This is a genomic window from Leifsonia sp. P73 (assembly GCF_051059105.1).
In the GTDB taxonomy this organism is placed as follows: Bacteria; Actinomycetota; Actinomycetes; order Actinomycetales; family Microbacteriaceae; genus Leifsonia.
Map to the genome: position 1 here is coordinate 2607381 of NZ_CP194931.1, position 21675 is coordinate 2629055.

Annotated in this window: 38 protein-coding genes; 4 read left to right on the forward strand and 34 right to left on the reverse strand. The window is 69.2% G+C overall.

Features of this window, described 5'->3' with window-relative positions; all coding sequences use genetic code 11:
* Window positions 1-8: 8 nt before the first annotated feature.
* The 5 genes from ACQ86L_RS13425 to ACQ86L_RS13445 form a co-directional block, all read right to left on the reverse strand.
* Window positions 9-1364: a PBSX family phage terminase large subunit gene (locus ACQ86L_RS13425; protein ID WP_434315846.1), complete on the reverse strand. Its 1356-nt coding sequence runs from the start codon at window positions 1362-1364 to the stop codon at window positions 9-11.
* Window positions 1357-1863, reverse strand: coding sequence for a hypothetical protein (locus tag ACQ86L_RS13430; protein ID WP_434315847.1), 507 nt, complete (start codon window positions 1861-1863; stop codon window positions 1357-1359). The genes ACQ86L_RS13425 and ACQ86L_RS13430 overlap by 8 nt, the downstream gene beginning before the upstream one ends.
* 87 nt (window positions 1864-1950) lie before the next feature.
* Window positions 1951-2073 (reverse strand): hypothetical protein, encoded by a 123-nt coding sequence (locus ACQ86L_RS13435; protein WP_434315848.1) that lies wholly within the window; start codon window positions 2071-2073, stop codon window positions 1951-1953.
* A complete protein-coding gene (locus tag ACQ86L_RS13440) occupies window positions 2073-2420 on the reverse strand; it encodes a hypothetical protein (RefSeq protein WP_434315849.1) in 348 nt (115 codons plus the stop codon). Before ACQ86L_RS13440 ends, ACQ86L_RS13435 begins: the two co-directional genes overlap by 1 nt.
* 292 nt (window positions 2421-2712) lie before the next feature.
* The gene (locus ACQ86L_RS13445; RefSeq protein WP_434315850.1) at window positions 2713-3234 is read right to left on the reverse strand and encodes a hypothetical protein; all 522 of its coding nucleotides are present in this window, start codon (window positions 3232-3234) and stop codon (window positions 2713-2715) included.
* Between the two features lie 85 nt (window positions 3235-3319).
* On the opposite strand from ACQ86L_RS13445, the gene ACQ86L_RS13450 reads away from it, so the two are divergent.
* Complete coding sequence (locus ACQ86L_RS13450) at window positions 3320-3496, forward strand: hypothetical protein (RefSeq protein WP_434315851.1); 177 nt, start codon at window positions 3320-3322, stop codon at window positions 3494-3496.
* Window positions 3497-3732: 236 nt separating this feature from the next.
* Here ACQ86L_RS13450 and ACQ86L_RS13455 read toward each other — a convergent pair whose 3' ends face one another.
* From ACQ86L_RS13455 to ACQ86L_RS13595, 29 genes are all read right to left on the reverse strand, one after another.
* Entirely contained in the window at window positions 3733-3930 is a 198-nt protein-coding gene (locus tag ACQ86L_RS13455) for a helix-turn-helix domain-containing protein (RefSeq protein ID WP_434315852.1), read from the reverse strand.
* Window positions 3927-4235, reverse strand: coding sequence for a hypothetical protein (locus ACQ86L_RS13460; RefSeq protein ID WP_434315853.1), 309 nt, complete (start codon window positions 4233-4235; stop codon window positions 3927-3929). Before ACQ86L_RS13460 ends, ACQ86L_RS13455 begins: the two co-directional genes overlap by 4 nt.
* The gene (locus ACQ86L_RS13465; RefSeq protein ID WP_434315854.1) at window positions 4228-4479 is read right to left on the reverse strand and encodes a zinc finger domain-containing protein; all 252 of its coding nucleotides are present in this window, start codon (window positions 4477-4479) and stop codon (window positions 4228-4230) included. The genes ACQ86L_RS13460 and ACQ86L_RS13465 overlap by 8 nt, the downstream gene beginning before the upstream one ends.
* Window positions 4476-5243, reverse strand: coding sequence for a hypothetical protein (locus ACQ86L_RS13470; protein ID WP_434315855.1), 768 nt, complete (start codon window positions 5241-5243; stop codon window positions 4476-4478). Before ACQ86L_RS13470 ends, ACQ86L_RS13465 begins: the two co-directional genes overlap by 4 nt.
* Window positions 5240-5611 carry a hypothetical protein gene (locus ACQ86L_RS13475; RefSeq protein ID WP_434315856.1) on the reverse strand — a complete coding sequence of 124 codons (372 nt, stop codon included), beginning with the start codon at window positions 5609-5611 and terminating at the stop codon, window positions 5240-5242. Before ACQ86L_RS13475 ends, ACQ86L_RS13470 begins: the two co-directional genes overlap by 4 nt.
* The gene (locus ACQ86L_RS13480; RefSeq protein ID WP_434315857.1) at window positions 5611-6042 is read right to left on the reverse strand and encodes a hypothetical protein; all 432 of its coding nucleotides are present in this window, start codon (window positions 6040-6042) and stop codon (window positions 5611-5613) included. The genes ACQ86L_RS13475 and ACQ86L_RS13480 overlap by 1 nt, the downstream gene beginning before the upstream one ends.
* Before the next feature lie 181 nt (window positions 6043-6223).
* Window positions 6224-6424: a hypothetical protein gene (locus tag ACQ86L_RS13485; RefSeq protein WP_434315858.1), complete on the reverse strand. Its 201-nt coding sequence runs from the start codon at window positions 6422-6424 to the stop codon at window positions 6224-6226.
* A gap of 106 nt (window positions 6425-6530) precedes the next feature.
* Window positions 6531-7172: a hypothetical protein gene (locus ACQ86L_RS13490; protein ID WP_434315859.1), complete on the reverse strand. Its 642-nt coding sequence runs from the start codon at window positions 7170-7172 to the stop codon at window positions 6531-6533.
* Window positions 7169-7726 carry a hypothetical protein gene (locus tag ACQ86L_RS13495; RefSeq protein WP_434315860.1) on the reverse strand — a complete coding sequence of 186 codons (558 nt, stop codon included), beginning with the start codon at window positions 7724-7726 and terminating at the stop codon, window positions 7169-7171. Before ACQ86L_RS13495 ends, ACQ86L_RS13490 begins: the two co-directional genes overlap by 4 nt.
* Window positions 7723-7860, reverse strand: a complete 138-nt coding sequence (locus tag ACQ86L_RS13500; protein ID WP_434315861.1) for a hypothetical protein — start codon at window positions 7858-7860, stop codon at window positions 7723-7725. Before ACQ86L_RS13500 ends, ACQ86L_RS13495 begins: the two co-directional genes overlap by 4 nt.
* Before the next feature lie 679 nt (window positions 7861-8539).
* On the reverse strand, window positions 8540-8971 hold the full coding sequence (locus ACQ86L_RS13505) for a hypothetical protein (RefSeq protein WP_434315862.1): 432 nt from the start codon (window positions 8969-8971) through the stop codon (window positions 8540-8542).
* A complete protein-coding gene (locus ACQ86L_RS13510; RefSeq protein ID WP_434315863.1) occupies window positions 8968-9210 on the reverse strand; it encodes a hypothetical protein in 243 nt (80 codons plus the stop codon). Before ACQ86L_RS13510 ends, ACQ86L_RS13505 begins: the two co-directional genes overlap by 4 nt.
* Window positions 9211-9289: 79 nt before the next feature.
* Window positions 9290-10987, reverse strand: coding sequence for a DNA cytosine methyltransferase (locus ACQ86L_RS13515; protein WP_434315864.1), 1698 nt, complete (start codon window positions 10985-10987; stop codon window positions 9290-9292).
* Window positions 10984-11310 (reverse strand): hypothetical protein, encoded by a 327-nt coding sequence (locus ACQ86L_RS13520; protein ID WP_434315865.1) that lies wholly within the window; start codon window positions 11308-11310, stop codon window positions 10984-10986. The genes ACQ86L_RS13515 and ACQ86L_RS13520 overlap by 4 nt, the downstream gene beginning before the upstream one ends.
* The gene (locus tag ACQ86L_RS13525; protein ID WP_434315866.1) at window positions 11307-11870 is read right to left on the reverse strand and encodes a hypothetical protein; all 564 of its coding nucleotides are present in this window, start codon (window positions 11868-11870) and stop codon (window positions 11307-11309) included. The genes ACQ86L_RS13520 and ACQ86L_RS13525 overlap by 4 nt, the downstream gene beginning before the upstream one ends.
* Before the next feature lie 76 nt (window positions 11871-11946).
* The gene (locus ACQ86L_RS13530; RefSeq protein ID WP_434315867.1) at window positions 11947-12843 is read right to left on the reverse strand and encodes a DUF2303 family protein; all 897 of its coding nucleotides are present in this window, start codon (window positions 12841-12843) and stop codon (window positions 11947-11949) included.
* Window positions 12840-13229 (reverse strand): hypothetical protein, encoded by a 390-nt coding sequence (locus tag ACQ86L_RS13535; protein ID WP_434315868.1) that lies wholly within the window; start codon window positions 13227-13229, stop codon window positions 12840-12842. Before ACQ86L_RS13535 ends, ACQ86L_RS13530 begins: the two co-directional genes overlap by 4 nt.
* A 25-nt stretch (window positions 13230-13254) precedes the next feature.
* A complete protein-coding gene (locus ACQ86L_RS13540; protein WP_434315869.1) occupies window positions 13255-13644 on the reverse strand; it encodes a hypothetical protein in 390 nt (129 codons plus the stop codon).
* Entirely contained in the window at window positions 13641-14612 is a 972-nt protein-coding gene (locus tag ACQ86L_RS13545) for a recombinase RecT (protein WP_434315870.1), read from the reverse strand. Before ACQ86L_RS13545 ends, ACQ86L_RS13540 begins: the two co-directional genes overlap by 4 nt.
* Complete coding sequence (locus ACQ86L_RS13550) at window positions 14609-15208, reverse strand: hypothetical protein (RefSeq protein ID WP_434315871.1); 600 nt, start codon at window positions 15206-15208, stop codon at window positions 14609-14611. Before ACQ86L_RS13550 ends, ACQ86L_RS13545 begins: the two co-directional genes overlap by 4 nt.
* The gene (locus ACQ86L_RS13555) at window positions 15205-15432 is read right to left on the reverse strand and encodes a hypothetical protein (protein ID WP_434315872.1); all 228 of its coding nucleotides are present in this window, start codon (window positions 15430-15432) and stop codon (window positions 15205-15207) included. Before ACQ86L_RS13555 ends, ACQ86L_RS13550 begins: the two co-directional genes overlap by 4 nt.
* On the reverse strand, window positions 15429-15677 hold the full coding sequence (locus ACQ86L_RS13560; protein WP_434315873.1) for a hypothetical protein: 249 nt from the start codon (window positions 15675-15677) through the stop codon (window positions 15429-15431). Before ACQ86L_RS13560 ends, ACQ86L_RS13555 begins: the two co-directional genes overlap by 4 nt.
* A complete protein-coding gene (locus ACQ86L_RS13565; protein ID WP_434315874.1) occupies window positions 15674-16117 on the reverse strand; it encodes a hypothetical protein in 444 nt (147 codons plus the stop codon). Before ACQ86L_RS13565 ends, ACQ86L_RS13560 begins: the two co-directional genes overlap by 4 nt.
* Window positions 16117-16251: a hypothetical protein gene (locus ACQ86L_RS13570; protein ID WP_434315875.1), complete on the reverse strand. Its 135-nt coding sequence runs from the start codon at window positions 16249-16251 to the stop codon at window positions 16117-16119. The genes ACQ86L_RS13565 and ACQ86L_RS13570 overlap by 1 nt, the downstream gene beginning before the upstream one ends.
* A complete protein-coding gene (locus ACQ86L_RS13575; protein ID WP_434315876.1) occupies window positions 16248-16532 on the reverse strand; it encodes a hypothetical protein in 285 nt (94 codons plus the stop codon). The genes ACQ86L_RS13570 and ACQ86L_RS13575 overlap by 4 nt, the downstream gene beginning before the upstream one ends.
* Window positions 16529-17785 carry an AAA family ATPase gene (locus tag ACQ86L_RS13580; RefSeq protein WP_434315877.1) on the reverse strand — a complete coding sequence of 419 codons (1257 nt, stop codon included), beginning with the start codon at window positions 17783-17785 and terminating at the stop codon, window positions 16529-16531. The genes ACQ86L_RS13575 and ACQ86L_RS13580 overlap by 4 nt, the downstream gene beginning before the upstream one ends.
* A complete protein-coding gene (locus ACQ86L_RS13585; RefSeq protein WP_434315878.1) occupies window positions 17782-17964 on the reverse strand; it encodes a hypothetical protein in 183 nt (60 codons plus the stop codon). Before ACQ86L_RS13585 ends, ACQ86L_RS13580 begins: the two co-directional genes overlap by 4 nt.
* A gap of 129 nt (window positions 17965-18093) precedes the next feature.
* Window positions 18094-18423 (reverse strand): hypothetical protein, encoded by a 330-nt coding sequence (locus tag ACQ86L_RS13590; RefSeq protein ID WP_434315879.1) that lies wholly within the window; start codon window positions 18421-18423, stop codon window positions 18094-18096.
* Window positions 18420-18788 (reverse strand): hypothetical protein, encoded by a 369-nt coding sequence (locus ACQ86L_RS13595; protein WP_434315880.1) that lies wholly within the window; start codon window positions 18786-18788, stop codon window positions 18420-18422. Before ACQ86L_RS13595 ends, ACQ86L_RS13590 begins: the two co-directional genes overlap by 4 nt.
* Window positions 18789-19354: 566 nt before the next feature.
* On the opposite strand from ACQ86L_RS13595, the gene ACQ86L_RS13600 reads away from it, so the two are divergent.
* Genes ACQ86L_RS13600 through ACQ86L_RS13610 form a run of 3 tightly spaced genes read left to right on the forward strand, consistent with a single transcriptional unit; the run spans window position 19355 to window position 21649 of the window.
* Window positions 19355-19828, forward strand: a complete 474-nt coding sequence (locus ACQ86L_RS13600) for a hypothetical protein (protein ID WP_434315881.1) — start codon at window positions 19355-19357, stop codon at window positions 19826-19828.
* Window positions 19809-20183 (forward strand): ImmA/IrrE family metallo-endopeptidase, encoded by a 375-nt coding sequence (locus ACQ86L_RS13605; RefSeq protein ID WP_434315882.1) that lies wholly within the window; start codon window positions 19809-19811, stop codon window positions 20181-20183. The genes ACQ86L_RS13600 and ACQ86L_RS13605 overlap by 20 nt, the downstream gene beginning before the upstream one ends.
* Window positions 20180-21649 carry a recombinase family protein gene (locus ACQ86L_RS13610; protein ID WP_434315883.1) on the forward strand — a complete coding sequence of 490 codons (1470 nt, stop codon included), beginning with the start codon at window positions 20180-20182 and terminating at the stop codon, window positions 21647-21649. Before ACQ86L_RS13605 ends, ACQ86L_RS13610 begins: the two co-directional genes overlap by 4 nt.
* The last annotated feature ends 26 nt before the right edge of the window (window positions 21650-21675 follow it).

Genomic DNA, 21675 nt, shown 5'->3' on the forward strand with positions numbered 1-21675 from the left:
GGCAGCCGCTATGCGGCGAGTTTGATGTGCGGACGCCAGAGGTTCTCTGTCGTGACGATGCCGTAGCGGCTCTCGTCCATTGCGTGGTCGGCGACCTTGATGGGCTTGTCCTCGCCCTTCTTCGTCGCCTCCGGGTCCCACGCGTACGAGGGCGCTTCCTGGATGAAGCGGGGGCAGCCGCGTTCGGGGTTGGCTTCGGTGGGTCGGGCGATCAGGAGCTTCCCGGCGCCGAGGAGCGACGCGACGGTGCGGATGCCGTACAGCACCTCGTTGTCCGCCTGCGTGGACATGAGGCCGTCCTGCGCGAGCTGCACCCGGAACGACGCCGCGGACGGGTCGAGGATCGTGTACCGGGGCCGCATCGGCGGGAAGGTGTCGATCGGGGTGTGGCCGCCGGCGTCGAGCCATTCCCGCAGGCGGCGGGAGAGCTCGTGGTCGGTGAGCTTCGCCTGCGACTGCTTCGAGTCGTACGTCCACTCGTCGACGAGGAACAGCCGCGGGGTGGGCTTCCCGAAGCCGTCGGTCTCGGCGCTGATCGCGAGGATGCCGGCGACGGTCGGGTTCGTGGTTCCGTAGTCGATTGCGACGCACAGGTACTCGCGCATCCGCGGGAGGTCGTCCCACGCGATGGTGTGCTTGGCCGGGTCCCACATGTCGTAGATCGCGCCCTCAGCGGCGACCCACTCGCCGAGCACGAACCGCTTGAACCAGAGGCCGGTGAACTCGGCCTTGATCTGGTTCTTGTACTCCTCGGTCAGGCCCGGGTTGTCGTCGAGGGTGAAGTGCCAGGACCGCCACCCCTTGAGGTCGCCGCCCACCTGCTTGAGGCGGGAGAGGAACTTCGCCATCAGCCAGTGCGCGGGCGAGTCGGGGTTCGTGGTGCCGAACAGCTTCGCCTTCGGGGGCGACATGCGGCCGAGGAGCTGGGTGAAGAACTCCTCCGGGATGACGGTGATCTCGTCCACGTACGCGAGCGCGACGGTCAGACCGCGGAGCACCTTCTCGCTCTTGGCGTCGTTCGCGCCGAGGACGTGCACGGTACGGCCGAGGATGCGCGCCGTGGGGGCGTTCGCCGTGTAGTGCGTCAGCTTCGCCAGCGGCCCGAACAGCGCGGGGCTCATCAGCGGCTCGAACACGTTTCGGTACGCCGAGTCGCGCGTGCGGGCGATGACGACGATCACGCCGCCCTTCGCGAACAGCACCGCCATCAGGAACCGCAGCAGCGACACGATCGTCTTACCCGAGCGGATCGCGCCCTCGAACACGTTGACGCGGACCTTCGACTCCTTCAGCGACCGCAACTGCTGCGGGCCGAGCGTCGTGATGCCCTCGTGCGGGTCGACCTCGATCTCAGGCTCAGTCATCGTCGTCCTCGTTCAGACCCAGCTCCAGGATCAGATTCATCAGCAGCGACTCCGCCTCGCCGACACCCTCGTCGTCATCGTCACGGATCAGGTCCCGCGCATCCTTCAGCGCCAGGCTCGCGGCCCGATGCAGGTTCAGCAGGTCACCCGTCGGCGGTCGGTCGAACGTCTGCTCGGCGTAGGTGTTGTCCTTGCCGCCGAAGTTGAATGCCACGAACGGCTGGTCGATCGCGACCAGGTGATCCTCAGCCTTCGACATCAGCTCGTCGATCAGCGCGATCCGCCGAGCCTTCATGTCCGCCTGACGGGCAGCGACAGCCGGCGCCGTCGCCGACCGGTCGAACGTGAGACCCTCCGCCTGCGCGATCCCGGTCACGACGGACGGGGCGATCGACACCTCGCGGGCGATGGCGTTGCGGGCCATGCCTGCCTTGATGAGTTCGATGACGCGTGCGCGTGTGGGGGCTTCGACTGGTCGACCTTGGGCCATGATCATCACCTCTTGCGCCGCCTGGACGCGTTGGGGGACAGGGGACGTGTGCGGGCGCCGGCCGTTGTCGCCAGACGCGCCCGCAGCGCCCCCGGCCTAGTAGAGCGCGAGCACGACGAGGTCAGCGACGACGGCCCACAGGTTCGCGCGGACGCGGTGGCCTGCGGCGCGGTGGTCGTACCAGCGGCAGTAGGCGCCGTGCCAGATGCGGTCGCGCATCAGCCGCGCGCCGGGAACACGAAGCGGCGCTCGCCTTCGCCCTGGCCGACGGAGGTGACCCAGAGGCTGTCGTTGCCGTCGAGGAACACCTGCCCGTTGACGACCGATTCGGGCGTGCTGCCCCAGGTGCGGACGATGAGCATCGGGTACACCTGGCCGGCCTCGGCGCGGTTGCCGATGTGCTTCTGGCTACCGGTGACCTCGGCGGCTTCTCCGTCGAGGGTGCGCTTGCGCTGCGCGAGCCGCCAGCGCTCGGCGTCGTCGCGGCGGCGGTTGATCTGCTCGGCGTCGGCCTCGGAGAGCGTGTAGTGGACGAGTCGTCCGATGGTGGGGACGGTGGTGGACATGTCAGGCCTCCTAGGCGTTGACGTCGGGGTGGTCACCGGGTCGGGGTCGGCCGCGGCGGGTCATCAGCAGGTCACTCGGGTTCGATGTACGCGACGCCGACGCCGAACACGTCTTCGTCGATCTCGACGCCGGGGCATCCCTCGACGTGCACGATGCATCCGCGTGCCCACGAGAATGGCGCCCCGCAGTGGTTGCACTTCACAGCCGGCGTCCCTTCCATCGGAGGATGACCTCGGCGAGGCCGCAGGCGAGCGCCACGAGGGCGAGGAGGCTACCGAGCGCCCGCATGGGTCACGGCTTGCCGTCGGCGGGGCCCTCGATGTAGTCGAAGTCGTCCCGGACGAGGTCCTGCGCGGACCAGATGGGGAAGGTGACGGCGTGGATGCCGACGAGGCTGTGGCGGTGGTGGACGTCGCAGAGGACCCAGAGGTTGTCCTCGGAGTGGTCGATGAAGTCGAGCATCGACTGCTGCGTGAACGGCTGCTCGTACTTGCCCGGGTGGCGGTGCTTCAGCGCCGGCCAGATGCGGTCGTTGAACTTGGCCAGGTCGATCGCGTTCTGGAGCGCCCACTCGACGATGTGGTGGTGGGTCTCCATGTCGCGGGCGCCGACCTTGTTGACGGCGGGGTCGTGGAGGGTCGACTGGCGGACGCCGCAGACGAGGCAGGGGAGGTCGAGGACGACGACGAGGTGGTGGTGCGCCTTGGCGTACTCGGGCGACTCGGTGCGGGCGTCGTGCGCCGGGTAGAAGATCGCTTCCTTCAGCGTGCGCTCGACCTCGTGGGCCGCGGCGAGGGGGTGCTTGTCGGTCATGGCGGCCTCCTGGCGGCGTCGGTGGTCGGGCGTACGGTGGCGAGGATGCCCCGCGCTGGGTGGGGCGCGACGGAAGGTTGGATCTATGGCGACCGTGGATAGCACGCGCGAGGCTCTTTACGATGCGATTGAGGACGCGGCGAAGCACCTCAAGGAGGAAGTGGGCCCGTCTCAGGCCGCTCCCGCTCTGCGCGAGCTTGCGTGGGCGTGGCGGGCGCTCGTTGGCGGGACACAGCCCGGCGTCTCGGTCATCGAGAAGTAGTTCGGCGGCCCGCGGCAGGTACACCTCTGCGGAAAGGTACGCAGATTGTGGGTGCCCTTCGCTGCTGACAAGGTGCTGGCGTTGACCCGGTGCCGCCGTGCTCATGGAGAAGCCCCCGGTCAGTTGTGGCTCTGACCGGGGGCTTCTTGGGTGGAGTTCTCCATCCGACTACTTCAATGGTTCCGCTTTTCCCGAATTAGCGCACGCGCGCGCGTACGCGATTCGTCGGCGTGTCGTCACCGATACTTCGGGGTACCGCGGGGCCGGCCGCGGCGATGGCGGCCGGCGACGCGCATCAGGTCGACGGAGCGGACGATGAGGCCCTCGGAGGTGTCGGTCGCCTTGAGCAGGCCGTCCGCGATCCACCGGTAGACAGTCGTCTTCGAGCGACCCGACGCGGCGACCGCCTCGGCCACGGTGAGTTCCGCCTTCATGCTGCATCCCTCCAGTCCCACGGCCGCGGCATCGGGCCAACGATGCTGTCTCGGCCGATGCGGAACACCGTCGAGAGCAGCGCCTGATTCTGCGCCCAGTCCTGCGCCTCCTGCCACGTGGTGAACTCGGCGATCGGCGAGGCGCACCCCGACTTGCCGTCCCAGAGCGAGTCGTGCCACATCACCTCCCACGAGACGGTGGTCTCGTCGTAGGCGCTGCGCTCGACTCGCAGCGGGGTCGGACGCCCGGCCTCGACCCACTCGGCGCGATAGTCCTGCTCGATTCCGTTCGCGAGCTCAGGCACGGGTGACCTCCGCTCCGATGGTCTCGGCGCGGGCGCGCAGCCACTCGACGCTGTTCTTCCGCTCGCCCGGGTGGAGGGCCTGGATCTCGGCGGCGGCTTCGAGGAGTGCCCGCTTCTTGGCCCACCGGATGAGCCAGATGTCACGGGCCGCGCGGTAGCGCTCGGGGTGTGACTGCGCGGGCCGGTAGCACGGTCGGCCGACGCCGGCACCGCATCGCGGGCACCGGACGGATGTTGCTTTCACGCTGCGGCCTCCTTGGCTCGTTCGGCTTCGATCTGTTCGCGGAGCTGGCGGATGTCCCACTCGACCATCTGCGGGTCCCACAGCGCGCCGCACGCGAGGTTCGAGCACTCGACGACGATCGGGTCGAGGTGTTCGAGCGGCGGCTTCACCCGGAGGGACTCGTGCCCGCAGACGCGGCAGCGGACGTGGCGGACGGCGTGGGGCTTCTCGTCGAGCGGGAACGCGTGCAGCGCCGTCTGCACGGCAGCGACGTAGCGGACGGCCTGCTCGGCACCGTGGTGCTTCGTGCGCAGCAACTCGGTCGCGGCCGACACGTACCGGGTGAGGATGTCGGTCACCCACCAGACGGCCTCGATCGGTGCCTCCGGGTGGAAGCCGTTGTGGTGCGACGCGGTGATGTCCCACTCGGGCTCGTCGACGCCCCAGTCAACCGAGTAGGCGACCGCGACGGCGGCGAGCTGCCGATACAGGGTGTCGGCCTGCACCCACGACGTCGGGAGGATCACGCGTGACCCCGGCGCCGAGCGGATGCCGGAGGAGTCGCGGGGTCCCGACTCGATGCTGCGGCAGTGGGAGATCAGGTCGACGGACAGGGCGAGCGCGTCGTCGAACTTCGTCGCGCACGAGTAGCAGAGCAGCCCGTGCTCGGCCGGCCGGGGCAGGCATCCGCCGCACTTGCCGTTCTCGCACGTGCTCAGGTGCTGGTCGCGGATCGTGCACGAGCGGAGGTCCGGGACGTCGTTCGTGATGCAGAGCAGGGTCATCGGGTCTCCTCGGGTTCGTTGTGCCACTTCCAGTAGTCGGCTTCCTGCTGCGCCTGCGCTGGGTCCTCTTCGGGAATCGCGGCGGCGGCCAGCGCGTCGAGTTGCTGCCGGAGCGCATCGCGCTCGGCCCGCACCTCCGCGAGGCGCTGCTCGAGGTTCTCGATCCGGCCGTCGTGGTCGCCAAGGATGCACCAGTTCGAGCGGTGGACTGCGCTACGCATGTTCCGCAGCATCTCGGAGCGCTGCTCCTCGGTGCGGCGGTTCCAGATCACGGCGAACTCGCCGGGGTTGGACTCGACGCCCGGCTCGGGTTCGGTGGTCGCGCCGGCGAGCGTCGACGACTCGGTGATGTGCTCGCCGTTGCTCATCAGGCACCGCCCCGGATGATGCCGACGACGCGCGAAGCGATCTCCATGTGTGGCGGCAGGATGAGCGACTCGTCACTGTCCGGCTCCTCCCCGTTGGCGGTGATGTAGTCCCAGCGGGCAATCGCTTCGGCGACCGCGGTGAGCTCGGCGAGCCGCGAGTCGTCCGCGCCTCCTACGGTCTCGTAGGTCTCAGCGAAGATGTCCGGCTTACACGGGTAGTGCTCCCCGTGCACGCCTCGGATGACGAAGTCGCCGGGAGCGGCGTAAATCGAGCCCTCCAGCGTCGAGATGGCGATGTGCGCGGGCTTCGAGGTGTGCTTGCTCAGCACAGCCACGTAGTCCTCACCGAGGAAGGCTTTCACCTCGGAGTGATTCGAGACGCGCCACTGGATAGCCTCGATCTCGACGGGCTTCTTGCGGTAGGTGGTCATCTCTGGGTCTCCTTCGTGTGGCAGGGGCACGCGTAGTTCTTCGCGCACCCGAATCCGGGGGTCTTGCAGCAGGCGTGGCAGGGGTGCGGCTCACGGGATGGTGGCCGCGGCGCGGGCTCGAACCACGCCTCGATGGGCTTCTCGTTCAGCAGCGACGTCGTCGTGCGAGCACGGCGCGGCTTCACGAGTCGGCCCTCTTCGCGGCGTGGCAGTCAGCGCAGGTGACGTCGTCCCAGTTCGTCGTGATGTGGCCGCGCTGCGGCTTGCGCCCGCAGAACGTCGTCGTGATCGTCCGGGCGCCGCACACTCGCTGCGAGTCACGGGTCGACACCGTCGGCGGCTTCCACGAGTCGCGCCACTGCTTGATGGGTCCTTCGCTCATGCGCGCTCGGCCTCCTCGAACGTGTCGGTCCCGAGCAGCTCGAACTCGACGACGGTCAGGTGCTGCTCCGGGCTGAGGTTCGGCGCCGGCGGCCGAGGAACGCCGCTCACAGCAGGCCCGTCTCGCGGAGCTTCGCCTCGGCGAGAGAGACGCGCTGGAAGGTTGCCGCGTCACCGCCAGTGTCCGGGTGGGCCACCCTCTTCGCACCGCGCACGAGCCGCTCCGGCTCACTCCGAGACGCCCAACCTCCAACGAGCGATTCGAGGAATGCCAGCGCAGCGGACGCTGTCGCGAAGGCCGCCGGCGCCGCGGTTGCTTCGATCGCGAGGAACCCGCGGTACTGCTCACCCCGCTTCGTGACCCCGTACCGGTCGACCTTGCGCAGTGCCTCCAGGGCGAGCACGACGGCGCGGAGGTTGTCCTGCCACGTCGTGAACGTGTCGCACGGGTACGACAGGTGCCCGTGGCGGGAGTCGAGCGAGAGGATCACGCCGGGGTGCTCGGCGAGGGCGCGCGCGTACGGGCGGCCGTCCTGCCGGAACTGGGACGCGGGGATCGCGATCAGCAGCTCGGCGGACTCCTGCTGCGCGAGCGTGTCGACGAGCTGGTAGATCTCCCGGTTGAGAGCGCTCAGGGTGCTCCCGAGGCTCGCGGAGAACGGCGACGGGCGGCGCTGGCTCGACGGTGTGAGAGCGCAGGGCCACTCGCTGATCGGGCCGACCTTGAGTCGTGCGGGCCAGTCGTTCATGCTGCCTTCTCCTCTCCGAGCTCGCGGACGCGCTTGCGGCTGTTCGCGGGCTTCTGGATGACGGCCCACCGCACGCGACCGATCGTGGATGCCGAGACGAACATCGCCTCCGCGATCGCCTTGTCCGTCAGCCCCTGACCGAACAGCTCGCGGAGCTTGTCCTCGTCCACCGCGACGCGACGGTGGTGCGTCTCCGGCACCATGCCGTTGTCGCGGAGCAGACGTCGAAGCTGCTCCTCGGTCAGACCGCACTCGATCTCGATCAGCCGACGGTGCTTCCGCATCTCGTGCATCTCGGTCACCTTCGCGATCAGCGCCGGGTCGGTGAGGTCGACCGATGACCGCTTCTTCGGGAGGACGACGGGCTCGGGCGCCGGGGCGGCTGCGGGGCGCGCGCCCTTCGGCCCGGGTGCCGCCGGCACCTCCACCGGCCGCTGTTCGAGGAGTGCCTGCGCGGCCTCCACGATCACGTCGGCGATCTTCGCCTTCTTCGCCTCGGCGATCGACGCGAGTCGACCCCACACGGCATCTGGAAACTTCACTACCTGGGTCACGCCGCGGCCTCCTCTGCCGTGTCGATGAACTTCTGCCACTCCGCCCAGTCGCGCTTCACCGCAGTGAGCACGACGCCGGTGGGGGACTTGATGGGCGGGGTCGCCCGCTCCAGAACCGTCGCGATGATCCGCATCGCGACCGTGGGGACGGGAGCCGGCCGGTGGCCTTCCCGAGAGACGTGCGCACCTTGACGAAGTCGACGTCGAGGGCCGCCGCCTGACGCACGCACAGGGCCTCGAGATCTCCTTCATCCGTCCCGTCCGCGCGGTTACCAACTGGACCGGATGTATGAGAGTCCGGGGTGTCTGTCCGTCCTAGATCGGGATCGGGGACGGGACCGGGGACGGGAGGATTCCGAAGCGACCCTTTTGCGATCGGTGGTGCGATCGGTTCACCGATCGCACACAGATCGCAGCGGGGATCGACCACGCCGCGGCGGACGTGCCAGCGCACGTGATTCCCGAGACGGCCGCCGTCAGACTTCGACTCCCGCTCCGCCGCCACCGACGAGGCGTCCGGGTTGTACTCCAGGAAGTCGTGGATGACGATCCCGCCGACCGCTGGCTGTGCGCAGTGCTCGCACCCGTGGTCCGGGCCATGCCACAGCCCCACGCTGACGAGGGCGGCCACGAGCGGGCGCGTCGCGAGGACGCTCTCCAGCTCGGCCTCGACGAGCAGTCCGTCGGTGGACTCCCGCGCGGAGTAGTTCGACGCCAGCTCCCACAGCCCCACCGCGGCGAGCCGCTGCTTCGGCGGGATGCGCGTGACCTTCTTCGACACGCCGAACTGGTCGTCGACTCTCTGCCACACCATCAGGCAGCCACTCCCGTCCACCCCATCGCGAGCATGCGACGGCGCGCGCTGCTCTCCGGGATCTCGCGCCAGCCGCCGCGGTCGTCGTAGAGCACCCACGCCTTCCGCAGCGTGCCGAGCTCGGTCTTGATCCACCGGCGCGCCGGCCAGTCGCGCGGGACGGCCATCCGGTAGCCCGGCACCGCCCACCCTTCGGCGACGGCGTCCTCCGGGTGCTCGGTCTTCCACTGGTGGCAGCCGAGGCCGAGGCATTGCAGGTTCGAGGGGATCGTCCAGCCGCCCTCCTGGCCGCGGTTCTTGCGGTGGTCGCGCGCGATCGGCCCGCAGTTGCGGAGGCACCGCTGGCAGGTGTCCGCGTCTCGCAGGGTGACGATCTCGTAGGCCTCGCCCTCCTCGCGGGGCGTGGGCTTCGCGAGCTTCGGGGCGATCACGACCGCACCGCCAGCCAAGAAGACGGGGTGCAGATCCGTGCCAAAGTAGAGGCATGCCCCTTTACAGCGAGACGTCGACCTTCGAGATCCGGTACTTCGACCAAACCTTCATCTTGAACAACGCCCAGCAAGAGAGCTTCGCCAACCAGATGGTCGACATCCTGGACAAGGGCAAGCCGCGCTTCATATTTCTCCCGGCCGACGAGACCGAAGCTGAAGAATGGCAGTTCTCGGCTCAAGTGCTGATCGGCCCGGGAGTTTCCCTTCGATACGAGAGGTCCGCGGCCCGCAGTCTTAGCCGACTAGCCACATCCCGGGTCACGCTGCCACCGCCTTCAGGTACTCGGCGACGGCGTGACCGAGGTCGCGCGCTGCCGGCGGCGTCACGGCGTTGCCCGACTGCTTGACCTGCTCGCGCTTGGAGCCGAGGAGGACGTAGTCGGTGGGGAACGCCATGCCGCGCTTGATCTCGTCGGGTTCGAGCATCCGGAACTCGACGTCATCGACGTCGAGCGAGATCGGCTCGGCCGGCGCCAGGAGCGACTGGTGCCCCGCCGTGGCGATCGTGCGCAGCGGCTCGTGCACCGGGGTCGACATGTGGCCCGCATCGCCGCGTGCGGTGAAGTTCCGCATGACGAGCGCGTGGTGGTTGCCGTTTGCCGCGACCGTGTCCATCGGGGTGCTCGCCGGCTTCGCGACACCGTGGTTCCGCAGCGGGACGACGATGGCCGTCTCGGCGCGGGTCGACTGCGTCCGCAACGGGTCCATGACCGACGCGGCCACCTTGCCCTCGCGGCCCTCGACCGGGATCACGAGGCCGTGCGAAGAGCCGTCCGCGACGATGGTCGCGAGAGGTTCGTCAGTCGGGATGTTGCGAGCGCGCCCCGAACGGAACAGAGGCATGAACGGCATCGCCACGAACTGAGAGCCGGCCGCGGTGATCGCCCCGATCGGCTCCGTCGTCGGCTTGGCCGGGACAGTGTTGCCCTCACCGCGCACCATCAGAGGCGGCACCGCAACGCCGTGCTGCACCGTGGTCGACTGCGTCGGCATCGCCTCGTCGGCCGGATACGCGCGGAAGTAGCTTCCGCCCTTCCCCGACGCGGAGTCGTAGGTGTTCCCGGCCGCCGCGACGACGAGCGGGCGCCAGTACCGCTCGATGCCCTTCTCGATCCGAAGCCGTGTCTTGTCGGCCAGCGGCTTCTTCCGGTCGCCGATGCGCTCGCCCCGGATGCTCCAGTCGATCGCCGATGCGGCCGGCAGCCACGCGGGCTCAATCACGGCCGCGCACTTCGGGCAGCGGTAGACGTACTGGGCGCGGTAGCGGCCCCACGCCTCGGCCTTCTTGAACGCCTGCACCGCGCGGACCTCGCCGTCGTTCGGGCAGACCGCGCGCGGGCGGGTCCACTGCTCGATGCGCGGGCGCGGGTTCTTCGCGGAGGCGAGATCCTTCCGCCAGAAGACGATGTACATGCGGTCGCGGGACTGCGGCGCCGGGAGGCCGGCGCCCTGCGCGTGCATCGAGTTCAGCCAGACGATCTCGTGCTTGTAGCCGAGCAGCTCCATCGCGAGCAGCCACGCCGGGAACTGCACCCACCGGTGCGCGTCGACGACGTTCTCGATGATGATCGCCTTGTAGCGGTGGTGCTCGGCGAACCGGGGGACGTCCCACATGGTGGCGCGCGACCGGTTCGCAGCCTCGTCGACGAGCGGCCGGGTGCCGTTCAGTTCGAAGAGGGCGGCGTCCGCGGCGCGCTGCCGCTTCACGCCCTTCGCGATCGAGTGGTTCGTGCACTCCGGCGACGCCCACAGGATGTCCGTCGTGGGGAAGTACCGCGGGTCGACCTGGGAGATGTCCGCGTTGCTGTGGTCGGTGTTCGGGTGGTTGAGCTGGTGCGACTCGATCGCTCGCGCCCAGTGGTTCGCCGCGATCACAACGGTGTACCCGGCGGCCACGAGACCGGTCGACGAGCCGCCCGCGCCGCAGAAGAGATCGGTGACGGTGAGGCCGTTCATGCGTCGCCTCCGATCGAGCGCGCGTCGAGGATCTTCGCGAACGGAACGACGGAGGTCCACGAATGGCCGCTGTCGACGGTGACGCTCTGCTGGTTGAGGCGGACGACCTTGTACCAGCCGAGCTTCGTGCGCACGACGTCAGCGCCGAGGAGGTCGTCGCGGGTGTAGGTCTTGCGCTCGGCGGCGGCCTGCTGGGCGGCCTGGCGAGCTTCCGCCCACTCGGCGTCGCGCTCGGCCTTCACTTCGGCGACAGCGGCGACCACGCTGGTCTCGGCGGCATTCTGGCGCGCACGCCAGGACGACAGTGACTCGCGCGGGCTCATGCCGCCCACCGGACCTTCTCCATCGCGCGGAGGTTCGCGGCCGGGAGGGAGTCTTCGATGGGGTGGCCGGCGAGGCGTGCGCCGATCGCGGCCAGCACGAGCGCGTCGGCCTCGTTGTCGTTGGCGACATCCGCCTGCGGGTACCGCTTGATCACCTGAGCGAGCACTTCGGACTTCGAGGCGTTCCCGCGGCCGGTGGCGTACATCTTCACGCCCTGCGGGGTCACCTCGGCGAATCGCACGCCCGCGTCGAGGACGGTGAGCGCGTGCATGGTGATCCACCAGAGGCCGGAGCGGTCGTGGTGGGAGCCGCCGGTCTGGCCGTAGGCGGGCTGCTCGATGATGACGATGTCGCCGAGCGCCGCCCAGCCGATCACCTCGTCAGCGAGCTTGTGGAGACGGCGTGCGCGGGTGAGGAGGCCGTCGTCGGCCTTCCCCTTCGAGCGGATCGTCTGGGTGCGGGGGTGCTCGCCGCCGAGGAGCGCGACGCCCGTCCCGGTGAGGGAGAGGTCGAGGCCGACGACGGCCTGGTTGGTCGGTGATGGAGAATTGTCGGACACGCTGATTCCTTCTGCGAGGGAGGGGTTGGGTGGAGGGTGGCCAGGACGCTGGAATCGTCCTGGCCACCCGGTTCGGTTACGGTCGGCCGTAGAAGATCGGCACGTCGCCGATCCCGTAGTGCACGGTCACCGGGTCGGCGTCGCCGACCTTGTCGGTGCGGCCGTCGCGGATCTCCGCGACGATGTCCGCGAACGCGCCTTCGAGGATCGTCTCCGGCCGCTGCAGCGTGTAGCCGAGCCGCAGCCCGTCCTCGCCGATGCGGTAGCGGAGCGCCGCGAACACGTAGTAGATCGGGCCGCCGATGTACGGGCGCAGCGCGAGCTTGAGCTCCTTCGGGAACTCCAGGTCACCCTTGCGGCCCTTCGCGGCGCCGATCGTTTCCGTGTACTCGAACCGGACCTCGCCGTTGTCGAGGCGCGTCGCCTGGCCGAAGTCGACCTTCTTCGTCGCCTCGAACTTCGTCGCCAGCTCGATCACTCGGGCGTGGCTCGGCTCCTGCACGTCGAGGGCGCGGTCCTCGATGAACTCGGCGAACTCCTGCTGGCCGAACCAGCCGCGCGAGTTCTGCCCGAGGTCGTGGGCGGTCCACGCGAGCCACGCCTTGGTGTGCTCCAGGGCGAGGGTCAGCTTGTGGCCCTGCCAACCCGGCGCGAGGTCGGTGCCCTCGTGCGAGTCGATGACCGCGACCACGCTCGACGAGGACGTGTGCGCGTACACCTCGGTCCCGATCGTGCGGTGCCGGTTGACGTAGGCGACGAACGACGCCGCGTCGGTGACCGTTCGGTCGGCCTTCGCGCGCCGCGGCACGTCGTCGTAGGAGTCCGTGTCGAGGACCTTCACGCCGCCCTTGCCGTCGGCGACGGCGTACACGACGCCGGTCTCCAGCTCGTGCGGTTCGATGCTCGCCGCCGCGATCTGGGCGACCGTCGCGGCCTCGGTCTTCGGGTTCGCGCTGTCGATGATGTCGCTCATGCGGTCGGGGCCTCCTTGATCTCCCCGGTCTCGGGGTTGACGGTGTACTCGGGTGCGGTGCGGATGTCCTCTTCGGCGAAGAGCGGCATCGCGGTCGGGTCGGTGCGCTGGAGCTTGTTGCCCTCGCCGATGTACGCGATCGAGCCCTCACGGTTCTTCTCCGGGAGCTTCATCGCGATGCGGTCGTTCACGATGACCGCCGTCCCGCCGCCGTCGACGAGCTTCACGTCGAAGCGCACCGAGAGCGACCCGGGCTTCCCGGTCGTCTTCACCGCCTCGATCAGCTTCGTCAGCCCGTCGGCGAGCTCGATGTCGGTCTTCGGTCGGATCGACGCGAGCACAGCCGCGAAGCTGTCCCTCTCGTTCGATCCCTTCATCTCCACCATTTGGTTTTCCCTTCTGTGGGTGGTCTCAGCGGCCGGTCGCGTTGTACGACGAGGCCAAAGCCTTGTTGAGGTTGAGGTAGCCGTAGAGCTTCGCGGTGAGCGCCTTCTGCAGCTCCTCGGCGGCGTGGAGCACCTCTTTCTTGAGGTCGAACTCCAGCCGGTACGGGAGCGAGGCGAGGTCGGCCTCCGCGCGCTTCTCCGTGACCGTGTCGGCCGAGGAGTTGAGCATCGCGGTGGCGCGGGCCTTGATGAGTTCCCGCTCCGCCTCGTAGCGGTCGTGCCACATCTGCTTGAGCACGGGAATCGCCTTCTCCAGGCGGTCGCCGATCTCTCGGATAAGGAACTCCAGCTCGATCGGGTTCATCGGCTCGAAGTCGACGATCTCCCCGGAGGAGAGGTTCGCGATCTCGGTCATCGTTCGGCCCGCTCACGGTCGGCCCGCTGGAACGCGACGCCCATCTCGGACGGCTCCGGGTCGACCTCTCCGCGTGCGGCCTCGTGGCCGCTCGCGGCGGTGGCCGCGGCGTCTCGCACGAACGCGATGATGCCTTCGCTCTCGTCCTCACCGACAATCACGGCGTCCTCGGTGTTCTCCTCGCGGGAGAGGATGCCGTGGCGGGTGAGCGCCGCGGTGCGCACGGTGTCATTCAGCTCGCCGTAGTCCTTCGCAGCGTCGACGACGCCCTCGACCTCGGCGTGCGTGGTGGCCTCGTCGATTTCGGCGAGCCAGTCGCGCCCGGACTCCGCCTGGGCGACAGGCTCGGGCTGGCGGGCGTCGAACTCGTCGACCGTGTACAGGCCGGAGAGGTCCTGCGCGAACGCCTTGCGGTGCGCGAGCGCCTCGGCGCACTTCGCGAGCTGGCCGGGGCCCTGCTTCTCCCACATGGCGTTGAGCTCGCCGTTCTTCTTCGTCTGGGCGTACGCGCCCCACTCGGCGACACCGACCGACGGCCGCGGCCAGTCGCTGCGGTACACCTTCACGCGGGCCGCGAGCGGGTGGGGACCGTGCAGGGTGGGAATGAACGCGTCGACCCACTCGCCGTTCGCGGTCATCCACTCGGCGGGGTCCTGGCCGGCGTACTTCCCGGAGCGCTCGGCGACGAGGCGGAAGCCGTCGATGCCGGTCTGCACCGACCACTCGACCCGGCCGCCGGAGAGACGGCCGATGCAGTAGATCTGTCCGGCGAGCGGGTCGAGGCCGGAGCGGCGCGCGAGGGAGAGGAACTTCTCGACGATCGGGCGTGGCGCGGGCTCGCGCTGGCCAGCCCTGTCGCCGTACGTGTGGGTGAACACCAGGCCCGCGGCCTCGACGATCGCCTTCTCGGCGTCGGACCATGCGGTCACGTCGCCGTTGCCGGGGAGCTGCGTGATCTCGCCGCTCATGCTGACTTCCTTTCGTAGGTGAGGGCGACGCGGAGCATGCTGAGCAGCTCGGTCGCGATGGGGAGGACTTGCGCGGTGAGGTCGACGATCTTCGGGTCGTCGCGGTGCACGGTCAGGTGCTTCGGCTCCGGCGTGCGCATCTCGCCATTGACGAGTTCGACCCAAAGGAACTCGATCTCGTCGGCCTCGGGGAACACGAGGAACTGCCAGGCGAGCTGCCGCCACTCGCCGAGCGTCGGGCCCTCGACGATGCGGCCGTGCTTCGCCTTGCACTCGGCGAGCTGGAGCCGGCCGCCCGGGAGACGCTTGATACCGTCCGGGGTGCACGCGAACCCGACCTCCTGCGGGGAGTGGAAGAGGGCGACGTTCTGCGGGATGCCAGCCCAGGCGAGCATCATCGGCTCCCACCGGTGCCCGGAGGCCGTGTACTCGTTGCCGTGGAACGACTCCCGCGACAGCTTCGCCCGCAGGTACGACGGGAGGGAGGACGCCTTCGACAGCTTCGCGGCGTCGCTGGCGCCTATGACCGGCCAGCGGGACTCCTGCCAGCGCTCGCGCACCGTGCCGTCGTCGAGGATGCGGTCGAGGTAGCTCACGAGTCGGCCCTCCCGTACGCGTCGAGGTCGTAGAACCCGGCGTCGCGGAGCTCGGACCCGCGGCGCGCGCGCTCCGACGCACCGTGCGCGACGTACCCGGCCGGCGGGAGCATCGGCTGGCCGCCGGGCGCGTCGGCGGGGATGTCGAGGCCGAGGGACTCGGCGAGCGTCATGCCCGGCTTCTTGTACGTCGCGCGGTGCGCCGACGCCGACCCGCCGATCACGAGTCGTCTCCGTCCACGAACACGCGCTCCTCGACGGTCTCGTTCTCGCAGAACGGGCACGTCCACCGGAACTCGAACGTCCGCTCCGTGGTCCCGGGGATGAGGAGCCAGCACTCAGCTTCCACGTCCCCGTCAAAGTCGCAGTCCTCGCACGGGCAGGTGGCTTGGATCTCGGTCACGTCGACCGGGGAGACCACCGACTCGATGCCTCTGACCCCATCCGGGTATCCCGCGTAGGCCGTCACGATGCCACCGCCGCGAGCAGAGCTTCGGTGGTGCCCTCGGGCAACTCGCGCAGTCCGAGCGCGCCCTTGAACGGGTACGGGACGGGCAGCTTGCGCGGGGTCGCGAGGCAGAGGTGCCAGACGTCCGGCTGTGCCCAGCGGGTGTAGCGCGGCGCGTTCGGGCAGCAGAGGAACCGCTCGCTCCCGTCGTGCTTGTGCACGGCCCAGAGGTTGACGACGCCGAGAATCACGCCGGTCGCCACGATGCCGCCAAACGGGCGGCCGTTGCGGAGATCCTTGATCCGTGGGTCGAAGCACGCCTCGGTGTCGATCGACTGGGCGGCGTGGATCGCAACGGGGCCGCGGTAGTCGCCCGCGAGGTTCCTGGTCCGGTTCTCGACGCCCTTGTGCCCTTCGACGATCGCCCACGCCCACGGCTGGCGCACGGTGAGGATACGCATCAGCGAACCTCGATCCGGTCGCGGTGGTCGTCGGCCGCCGCGGCGAGCTCGTCGGACGGGACCGCGGTCGTCAGGATCGGGCGCGCGACCGGCATGCCGAGGATGTCTCTGATCGCCTCCGTCGCGTCGCTCACAGTCCCAGCCCCTCTCGGATCTCGTCGACCGGAGCCACCGCGTACTCGCCGCGAGGCTCGATGACGAGGGAGCGGAACAGCGCGACGTCGTCGGGGGAGACGCGGAACTGTCCAAGCGCGATGCGGTTCGCGATGCGCTGCTGCTCCGCGAGAGCGAGCGTCGCGACGGCCTGCGCCTCGGCGATCAGCTCGGCGGCCTCCGGCGAGACTCCGTCGTTGTTGCGGATGATCGAGCGCGAGTGGACGAGCAGCGTCTCCGCCTTCTCGATGAGGTCCTTCATCGGGCCACCTGCCCGTCCTCGATCGTGACCCCGACCTTGCCGGACTCGTCGACGACCTCGACCCACACCTGGTAGTCGTGCTCCGCCGCGAGCTCGGCGATGATCTGCATCGACTCCGAGTCCAGGAGGGAACCGTCCATGATGCGGAGGACCCGGAGCTTCGGGTTCGCGGCCATCGCGAGCGCGACCGACACGCGGAGCTGCTCAGCGGACGACGACTGCGAGAGCGGGATGCCGTTCAGCGTCACGCCGGCGTCGTCGAACGACAGCCCGGGGACGGGGAACTCGACCGCGGCGAGGGCCTCGGCCTTCTGCTTCTCGATCCGTTCCAACTGGATCGTGTGCTCCGCGCGCTTCTGCTTCGCCGCGGACAGGAACCCGGCGACCATCGTGCGGTCCTTCTGAGCGCGGATGCGACGGTTAGACGCCTCCAGGCCGTCCAGCCGCTCGGTGAAGCCGCTGACGTCGACGCGCGTGGGCATCGCCTTCAACGCCTTCTGCGCGTCGGCGTATTGACTGCGAGCGGCGTCGAGGGACGCCTGCGCCTCGCGGAGCGCGTCCTCCGCCCACTCGACAGCCGACGCCTGGCGGTTCGCCTCGGAGACTGCGCGGTCGATGCTCGCGTTCTGCTCGCGCGCGGCGTCCGCCTCGGCGAGCAGCGCGGACGCCGACTCTTCCTCGTCCGGGAGGTTCGGGTCGTGGTCCGGGTAGGAGGCGAGCTGCGCCTCCAGCTTGGCGACGTCGCGGCCGACCTCGGTGCGCTGGTCGTACACGCCCTTCCGCTTCCGCTCCAGCTCCTCCGGATCGAACGGCAGGTCGACCGTCGACACGAGCGTCGCGACCTGGTCCTTCGGCGACTGCCGCACGAACGCGAGCGGGTCGAACGCGCGACGGCCCAGCATCTCGTCGAGCAGCTTTTGCGGCGACGAATACTTCGCGCCGTCCGCCGACTCCACGGTGAGCGTGCCCGCGTCGTCCTTCGTCCACCGTCTCGTGACGATGATGTCGCCGAGGTCGAGGCGCACGACCGCGGAGTCCTGACCCTCACGGATCGGCTGCTGCGTCGCACGCGACGCCTCACCGCCCGCGAGCGCCGCCCACAGTGCATCCAGCACGGACGACTTGCCCTGCGCGTTCCGGCCCGCGATCGTCACGACGTTCCCGGACGGGGAGATGTCGACGGCGACGAGGCGCTTGTAGTTCTCGGCCTTCAGGTTGGTGACCCGGAGGGCCTTCGTGGTGGTGTCGGTCATCGGTTCTTGCCTTTCGAGAGGAGGTGGACCTCGTACGCCCGGCAGGCCAGCGCGAAAGCGGCGAGGGCGAGGAGGATCGCGAAGTTGCGGATGTTGGGGTGGTGGGATGCGCCAGCTCCGGCGCCGAGGATCATCGCGCCGACGAGGATGCCGATGTAGAACGCCGTGTACCGGTTCATCGGATCGGCACCCCGCGAGAGCGAGCACCCAGAGGGCGACCGCGACGGCCGCGAGGACCAGAGCCGACAGGGCGATCGCCTTCGGGAGGTAGTCCGGCCGCGGATTGGCGACGTACGTCGCGCGCCGCTTCACGAGCGGCCTCCCCACCAGTCGCCGACCTTCTCCTGGTCGTAGGTGGTCTGGTCGACGTCGACCCAGCCCGACTTGTCCCCGTTGCGGATGTCGAGCCGGTAGGACGCGGGCTCGTGCTCCGGGATCGGAATCCACAACGTGCAGCCGTACTTCCCGTACGCGCCGCAGGTGAGCACCGAGGTCTCGTAAGCGGGCCTGTACTCCTTGCGCGTGATGGTGCCGCTGCTGATCGCCGAGCACCCGGTGAGCGAGATCAGGACGTTGGCGCCGACGACGAGCGCGACAGCGACCGCGATGAATACGCGGACGACTCGACGGCGCATCATGCCGCCACCGCCTCGGCGATCGCGACGACGGCCTCGGGGGAGCCCTCGCCGTTGATGCGGGTCTCGCCCGTCTCCACGAGGATGCCGTCGCGCTTCATGTCCGACATGCGCTTGCGGGGCGTCTCGTGGTGCACGTGCGGCCAGTCGGCTCTCTCGGCGTACTCGTCGCACACCTCGAACGCGGCCATCGGACCCTGCTCGGCGAGGAGCTGGAGGACCCGGTCACGGACCGAGTTCACGGTGCGCTGCGACTTGTCGGCCGCGAGGTGAGAGGTGACAGGGTCGTTCCGATGAACGCGCGGAGAGTCGCCGTCCAGGAACATCGGCAGCGGGAGCTGCTCGGGCTGTAGAGTGTCGGTTGTCAAAGGACTTTCCTTTCTCTGATTCGCCCCGGGTGCCACCGGGGCGTTTCTGTTTGGTCAGGCCGCCTTGGCGGCCGCCGCCGCGCGCCGCTCGAGTTCGAGCCGGATCGCGATCTGAAGGAATGCCCGCGCGGCGGCGCGCATGCACTCCTCTCGGGTGGGCTTCATGCAGCCGCCTTCTGGACCGCCTGTTCGGGCAGCACCTCGAACGCCTCCCCGAGCCCGAGTCCGAACGCCTCACACAGCCCCGCCATGAACGCCCCCGACGGCTGCGACCCTCCGTCGACGCGGCGCAGAGTGCCGCGGTCGACGCCGATCAGGCGAGCCTGTGCGTCTTCGGAAGGGAGACCGCGCGTCTCGCGCAGCCGAGAGAGGAGTCCAGGTCGGATACGAATCACACTTGCCACTTCGCCTCCTTGGTGGTATTTCGCAACGTGTTGTAGCGAATCTACACCAGTGAATAAGCGATTGGTGCCGATTCTTGCCATGTGTTGCGACTTTGCTCCGAAAGTCGCGGCAGCGGTTGGGATTCTTTACACCTGTGTTGCAAAACTGCTACAGTCGGCCACATGACAGATGCGCTTGTAAGCCACGTTCGCCAGGCAACTGGGGGGAAGAGCGTGCGCGCGATCGCCACAGAGCTGGACATGACCCACACCACGCTCGGCGCCCACCTCAAGGCCGACGTCCCCGACATCGGCACCGTCCTGCGCGTCGCGCGCCACTACGACATGCCGCTGCTGCCGGTCTTCGTCGCCGCCGGCTACATCACGGAGGAGGAGGCTCGCCAGATCGCCGGGCCGTTCCGCCTCGAGGACGTCAGCGACCTGGAGCTCTCGAAGGAAATGCTGCGGCGGGTCGTCGCGGGCAGCGCGAGCGACGCGATCACCGAGCCGCCGTCGGAGCAGGTCATCAACGATGTCCTCCGTTCGGTGGAAGATGCACGAGCGCAAGGAAAGAAGAGCGAGTACGACGTGGCGGCCGATGCGCGGGCTGACCGCACGCCGGGGGTAGAGGGTGACGATGACCGGATTGGGCTATGACCCGTACGAGCACGCGCAGCGGCTCGGCATCCACGTCGCCTACCGGCCCCTCCGTACCGGGAACGGGCTCTGGGTGCCCGAGATCCGCACGATCTTCCTGCAGACGAAGCTCCGCGTCATCCACGAGCGCTCCGTCCTCGCCCACGAACTCGGGCACGCCTTCATGGGGCACCGAGAGTCCAGCCCGCGCCATGAGGTCCAGGCTGACCGGTGGGCCGCGCGTCAGCTCATCCACCCTGACGAGCTGCGCGCAGCGGCGGCAGCATCGCCCGACCCGGGCGTCTGGTGTCACGAGCTCAACGTCAGCGCCGACATCCTCGACCGCTACCTCCGCGATGGTAGGTGCATAGCGTGAAGCCGCAGCCAATCGCCGACGCGCCGCCGCGCGCCGTGCTCTACCTCCGCCAGTCGATCGCGAAGGAAGAGTCCATCTCCCTGGAAATCCAGGAGAGCGCCGGCCGCGAATACTGCCGCTCGCGCGGCTACGCCGTCGTCGCCGTCGAAGAGGACCCGGGGAAGACCGGCCGCACATGGAAGCGTCCCGGCGTGCAGCGAGTCATGCAGATGATCGAGCGCGGCGACGCGGACGTGATCGTGCTCTGGAAGTGGTCGCGCCTCTCCCGCGCGAGGCTCGACTGGGCGATCGCTGTCGACGCGGTCGAGTCTCGCCGGTGGCCGGATCGAGTCGGCCACGGAGCCTATCGACACGACGACATCCACCGGCCGATTCGCGCGCGGGATGCTGACCGAGATGGCGGCCTTCGAGTCAGAGCGCATCGGCGATGTCTGGCGAGAGATCCACGAACGCCGCGTGCGCAGCGGGCTACCCACCTCCGGGGCGACCGGTTCGGCTACGTCCGCGCCGAGAAGGATCGGTACGAGCCCCACCCGCAGCAGGCACCGCTGCTGGCCGAGGCATACCGCCGCTACGCCCTCGACGAGCATGGCCTCTCCCGCATCACCCGCTGGTGGAACGAGCAGGGCGTGCCGACGGCGCGCGGCGGCAGTTGGTCGATCCCCGTCGTCACCCGCATCTTGGACTCGGGCTTCGCCGCTGGCCGCATCGTGCAGATGACCCCCGCTGGTCGCGCCTACCACGCGGGCCGCCAGGAGCCGATCATCAGCGACGAACTCTGGGACGCCTACCTCCGGCGCCGCGCCGCCGCACCGCGACCATCGCGGCAGGTCGAACCGCGCTCCCCGCTATCCGGGCTGCTCCGCTGCGGCGACTGCGGCGGCAGCATGCGCATGGCGAAGCGACCCTCCGCGGGCGGCCAGCTCGCCCCCGGCTTCGTGTGCACGCGCTGGTACGAGTACCGCGACGGCCGGCGCCTCGTGTCCTGCCTGGAGCACCGCGCGACCGGCGCAGTGAAGGCCTGGGTGCTCGACCGTGCCACCGAGATCGAGAGCCTCGCACCCGAGGTCGCGCGCGAGCAGCGTCCCGTCGCAGCGATCGACGACAGCGCAGCGGTCGCCCGCCGCCTCGCGAAGGCGCGCGGAGCGCTCGGGGCACTCACCGTCCGCTGGGTCGAAGGGCGCGTCACCGAAGACGCCTACACGGCCGCCGCTGCCCGCCTCCAGAGCGAGATCGACCGCCTAAGCGCGCACGCTCCCGCGCCTGCCGCGCCGAGCATCACCCCGGAGGAGATGCGGGATCTCGCCGTGAGCATCTCCGAGCTGTGGGACGCAGCGACGCCACTGGAACTGCGCACCGCCCTCGCGGCGATAATCGACCATGTCGAGGTCATCCCGCCCGCCGAGAAGGGGATGGGCAAGACGACCTTCCGCGTGATCCCGCGGTATCCCGAACTGTATGTTTAGGTGAGCGTGTTCGACACTTCGGTGTA

Excerpts from the sequence above, each read along its gene's own strand:
- ACQ86L_RS13425 (WP_434315846.1), bottom strand. The coding sequence starts at position 1,364 with ATGACTGAGCCTGAGATCGAGGTCGACCCGCACGAGGGCATCACGACG.
- ACQ86L_RS13435 (WP_434315848.1), bottom strand. The coding sequence starts at position 2,073 with ATGCGCGACCGCATCTGGCACGGCGCCTACTGCCGCTGGTACGACCAC.
- ACQ86L_RS13440 (WP_434315849.1), bottom strand. The coding sequence starts at position 2,420 with ATGTCCACCACCGTCCCCACCATCGGACGACTCGTCCACTACACGCTC.
- ACQ86L_RS13445 (WP_434315850.1), bottom strand. The coding sequence starts at position 3,234 with ATGACCGACAAGCACCCCCTCGCCGCGGCCCACGAGGTCGAGCGCACG.
- ACQ86L_RS13450 (WP_434315851.1), top strand. The coding sequence starts at position 3,320 with ATGGCGACCGTGGATAGCACGCGCGAGGCTCTTTACGATGCGATTGAG.
- ACQ86L_RS13455 (WP_434315852.1), bottom strand. The coding sequence starts at position 3,930 with ATGAAGGCGGAACTCACCGTGGCCGAGGCGGTCGCCGCGTCGGGTCGC.
- ACQ86L_RS13470 (WP_434315855.1), bottom strand. The coding sequence starts at position 5,243 with ATGACCCTGCTCTGCATCACGAACGACGTCCCGGACCTCCGCTCGTGC.
- ACQ86L_RS13475 (WP_434315856.1), bottom strand. The coding sequence starts at position 5,611 with ATGAGCAACGGCGAGCACATCACCGAGTCGTCGACGCTCGCCGGCGCG.
- ACQ86L_RS13480 (WP_434315857.1), bottom strand. The coding sequence starts at position 6,042 with ATGACCACCTACCGCAAGAAGCCCGTCGAGATCGAGGCTATCCAGTGG.
- ACQ86L_RS13485 (WP_434315858.1), bottom strand. The coding sequence starts at position 6,424 with ATGAGCGAAGGACCCATCAAGCAGTGGCGCGACTCGTGGAAGCCGCCG.
- ACQ86L_RS13490 (WP_434315859.1), bottom strand. The coding sequence starts at position 7,172 with ATGAACGACTGGCCCGCACGACTCAAGGTCGGCCCGATCAGCGAGTGG.
- ACQ86L_RS13500 (WP_434315861.1), bottom strand. The coding sequence starts at position 7,860 with ATGCGGATCATCGCGACGGTTCTGGAGCGGGCGACCCCGCCCATCAAG.
- ACQ86L_RS13515 (WP_434315864.1), bottom strand. The coding sequence starts at position 10,987 with ATGAACGGCCTCACCGTCACCGATCTCTTCTGCGGCGCGGGCGGCTCG.
- ACQ86L_RS13520 (WP_434315865.1), bottom strand. The coding sequence starts at position 11,310 with ATGAGCCCGCGCGAGTCACTGTCGTCCTGGCGTGCGCGCCAGAATGCC.
- ACQ86L_RS13530 (WP_434315867.1), bottom strand. The coding sequence starts at position 12,843 with ATGAGCGACATCATCGACAGCGCGAACCCGAAGACCGAGGCCGCGACG.
- ACQ86L_RS13535 (WP_434315868.1), bottom strand. The coding sequence starts at position 13,229 with ATGGTGGAGATGAAGGGATCGAACGAGAGGGACAGCTTCGCGGCTGTG.
- ACQ86L_RS13540 (WP_434315869.1), bottom strand. The coding sequence starts at position 13,644 with ATGACCGAGATCGCGAACCTCTCCTCCGGGGAGATCGTCGACTTCGAG.
- ACQ86L_RS13545 (WP_434315870.1), bottom strand. The coding sequence starts at position 14,612 with ATGAGCGGCGAGATCACGCAGCTCCCCGGCAACGGCGACGTGACCGCA.
- ACQ86L_RS13565 (WP_434315874.1), bottom strand. The coding sequence starts at position 16,117 with ATGCGTATCCTCACCGTGCGCCAGCCGTGGGCGTGGGCGATCGTCGAA.
- ACQ86L_RS13575 (WP_434315876.1), bottom strand. The coding sequence starts at position 16,532 with ATGAAGGACCTCATCGAGAAGGCGGAGACGCTGCTCGTCCACTCGCGC.
- ACQ86L_RS13580 (WP_434315877.1), bottom strand. The coding sequence starts at position 17,785 with ATGACCGACACCACCACGAAGGCCCTCCGGGTCACCAACCTGAAGGCC.
- ACQ86L_RS13585 (WP_434315878.1), bottom strand. The coding sequence starts at position 17,964 with ATGAACCGGTACACGGCGTTCTACATCGGCATCCTCGTCGGCGCGATG.
- ACQ86L_RS13590 (WP_434315879.1), bottom strand. The coding sequence starts at position 18,423 with ATGATGCGCCGTCGAGTCGTCCGCGTATTCATCGCGGTCGCTGTCGCG.
- ACQ86L_RS13600 (WP_434315881.1), top strand. The coding sequence starts at position 19,355 with ATGACAGATGCGCTTGTAAGCCACGTTCGCCAGGCAACTGGGGGGAAG.
- ACQ86L_RS13605 (WP_434315882.1), top strand. The coding sequence starts at position 19,809 with ATGACCGGATTGGGCTATGACCCGTACGAGCACGCGCAGCGGCTCGGC.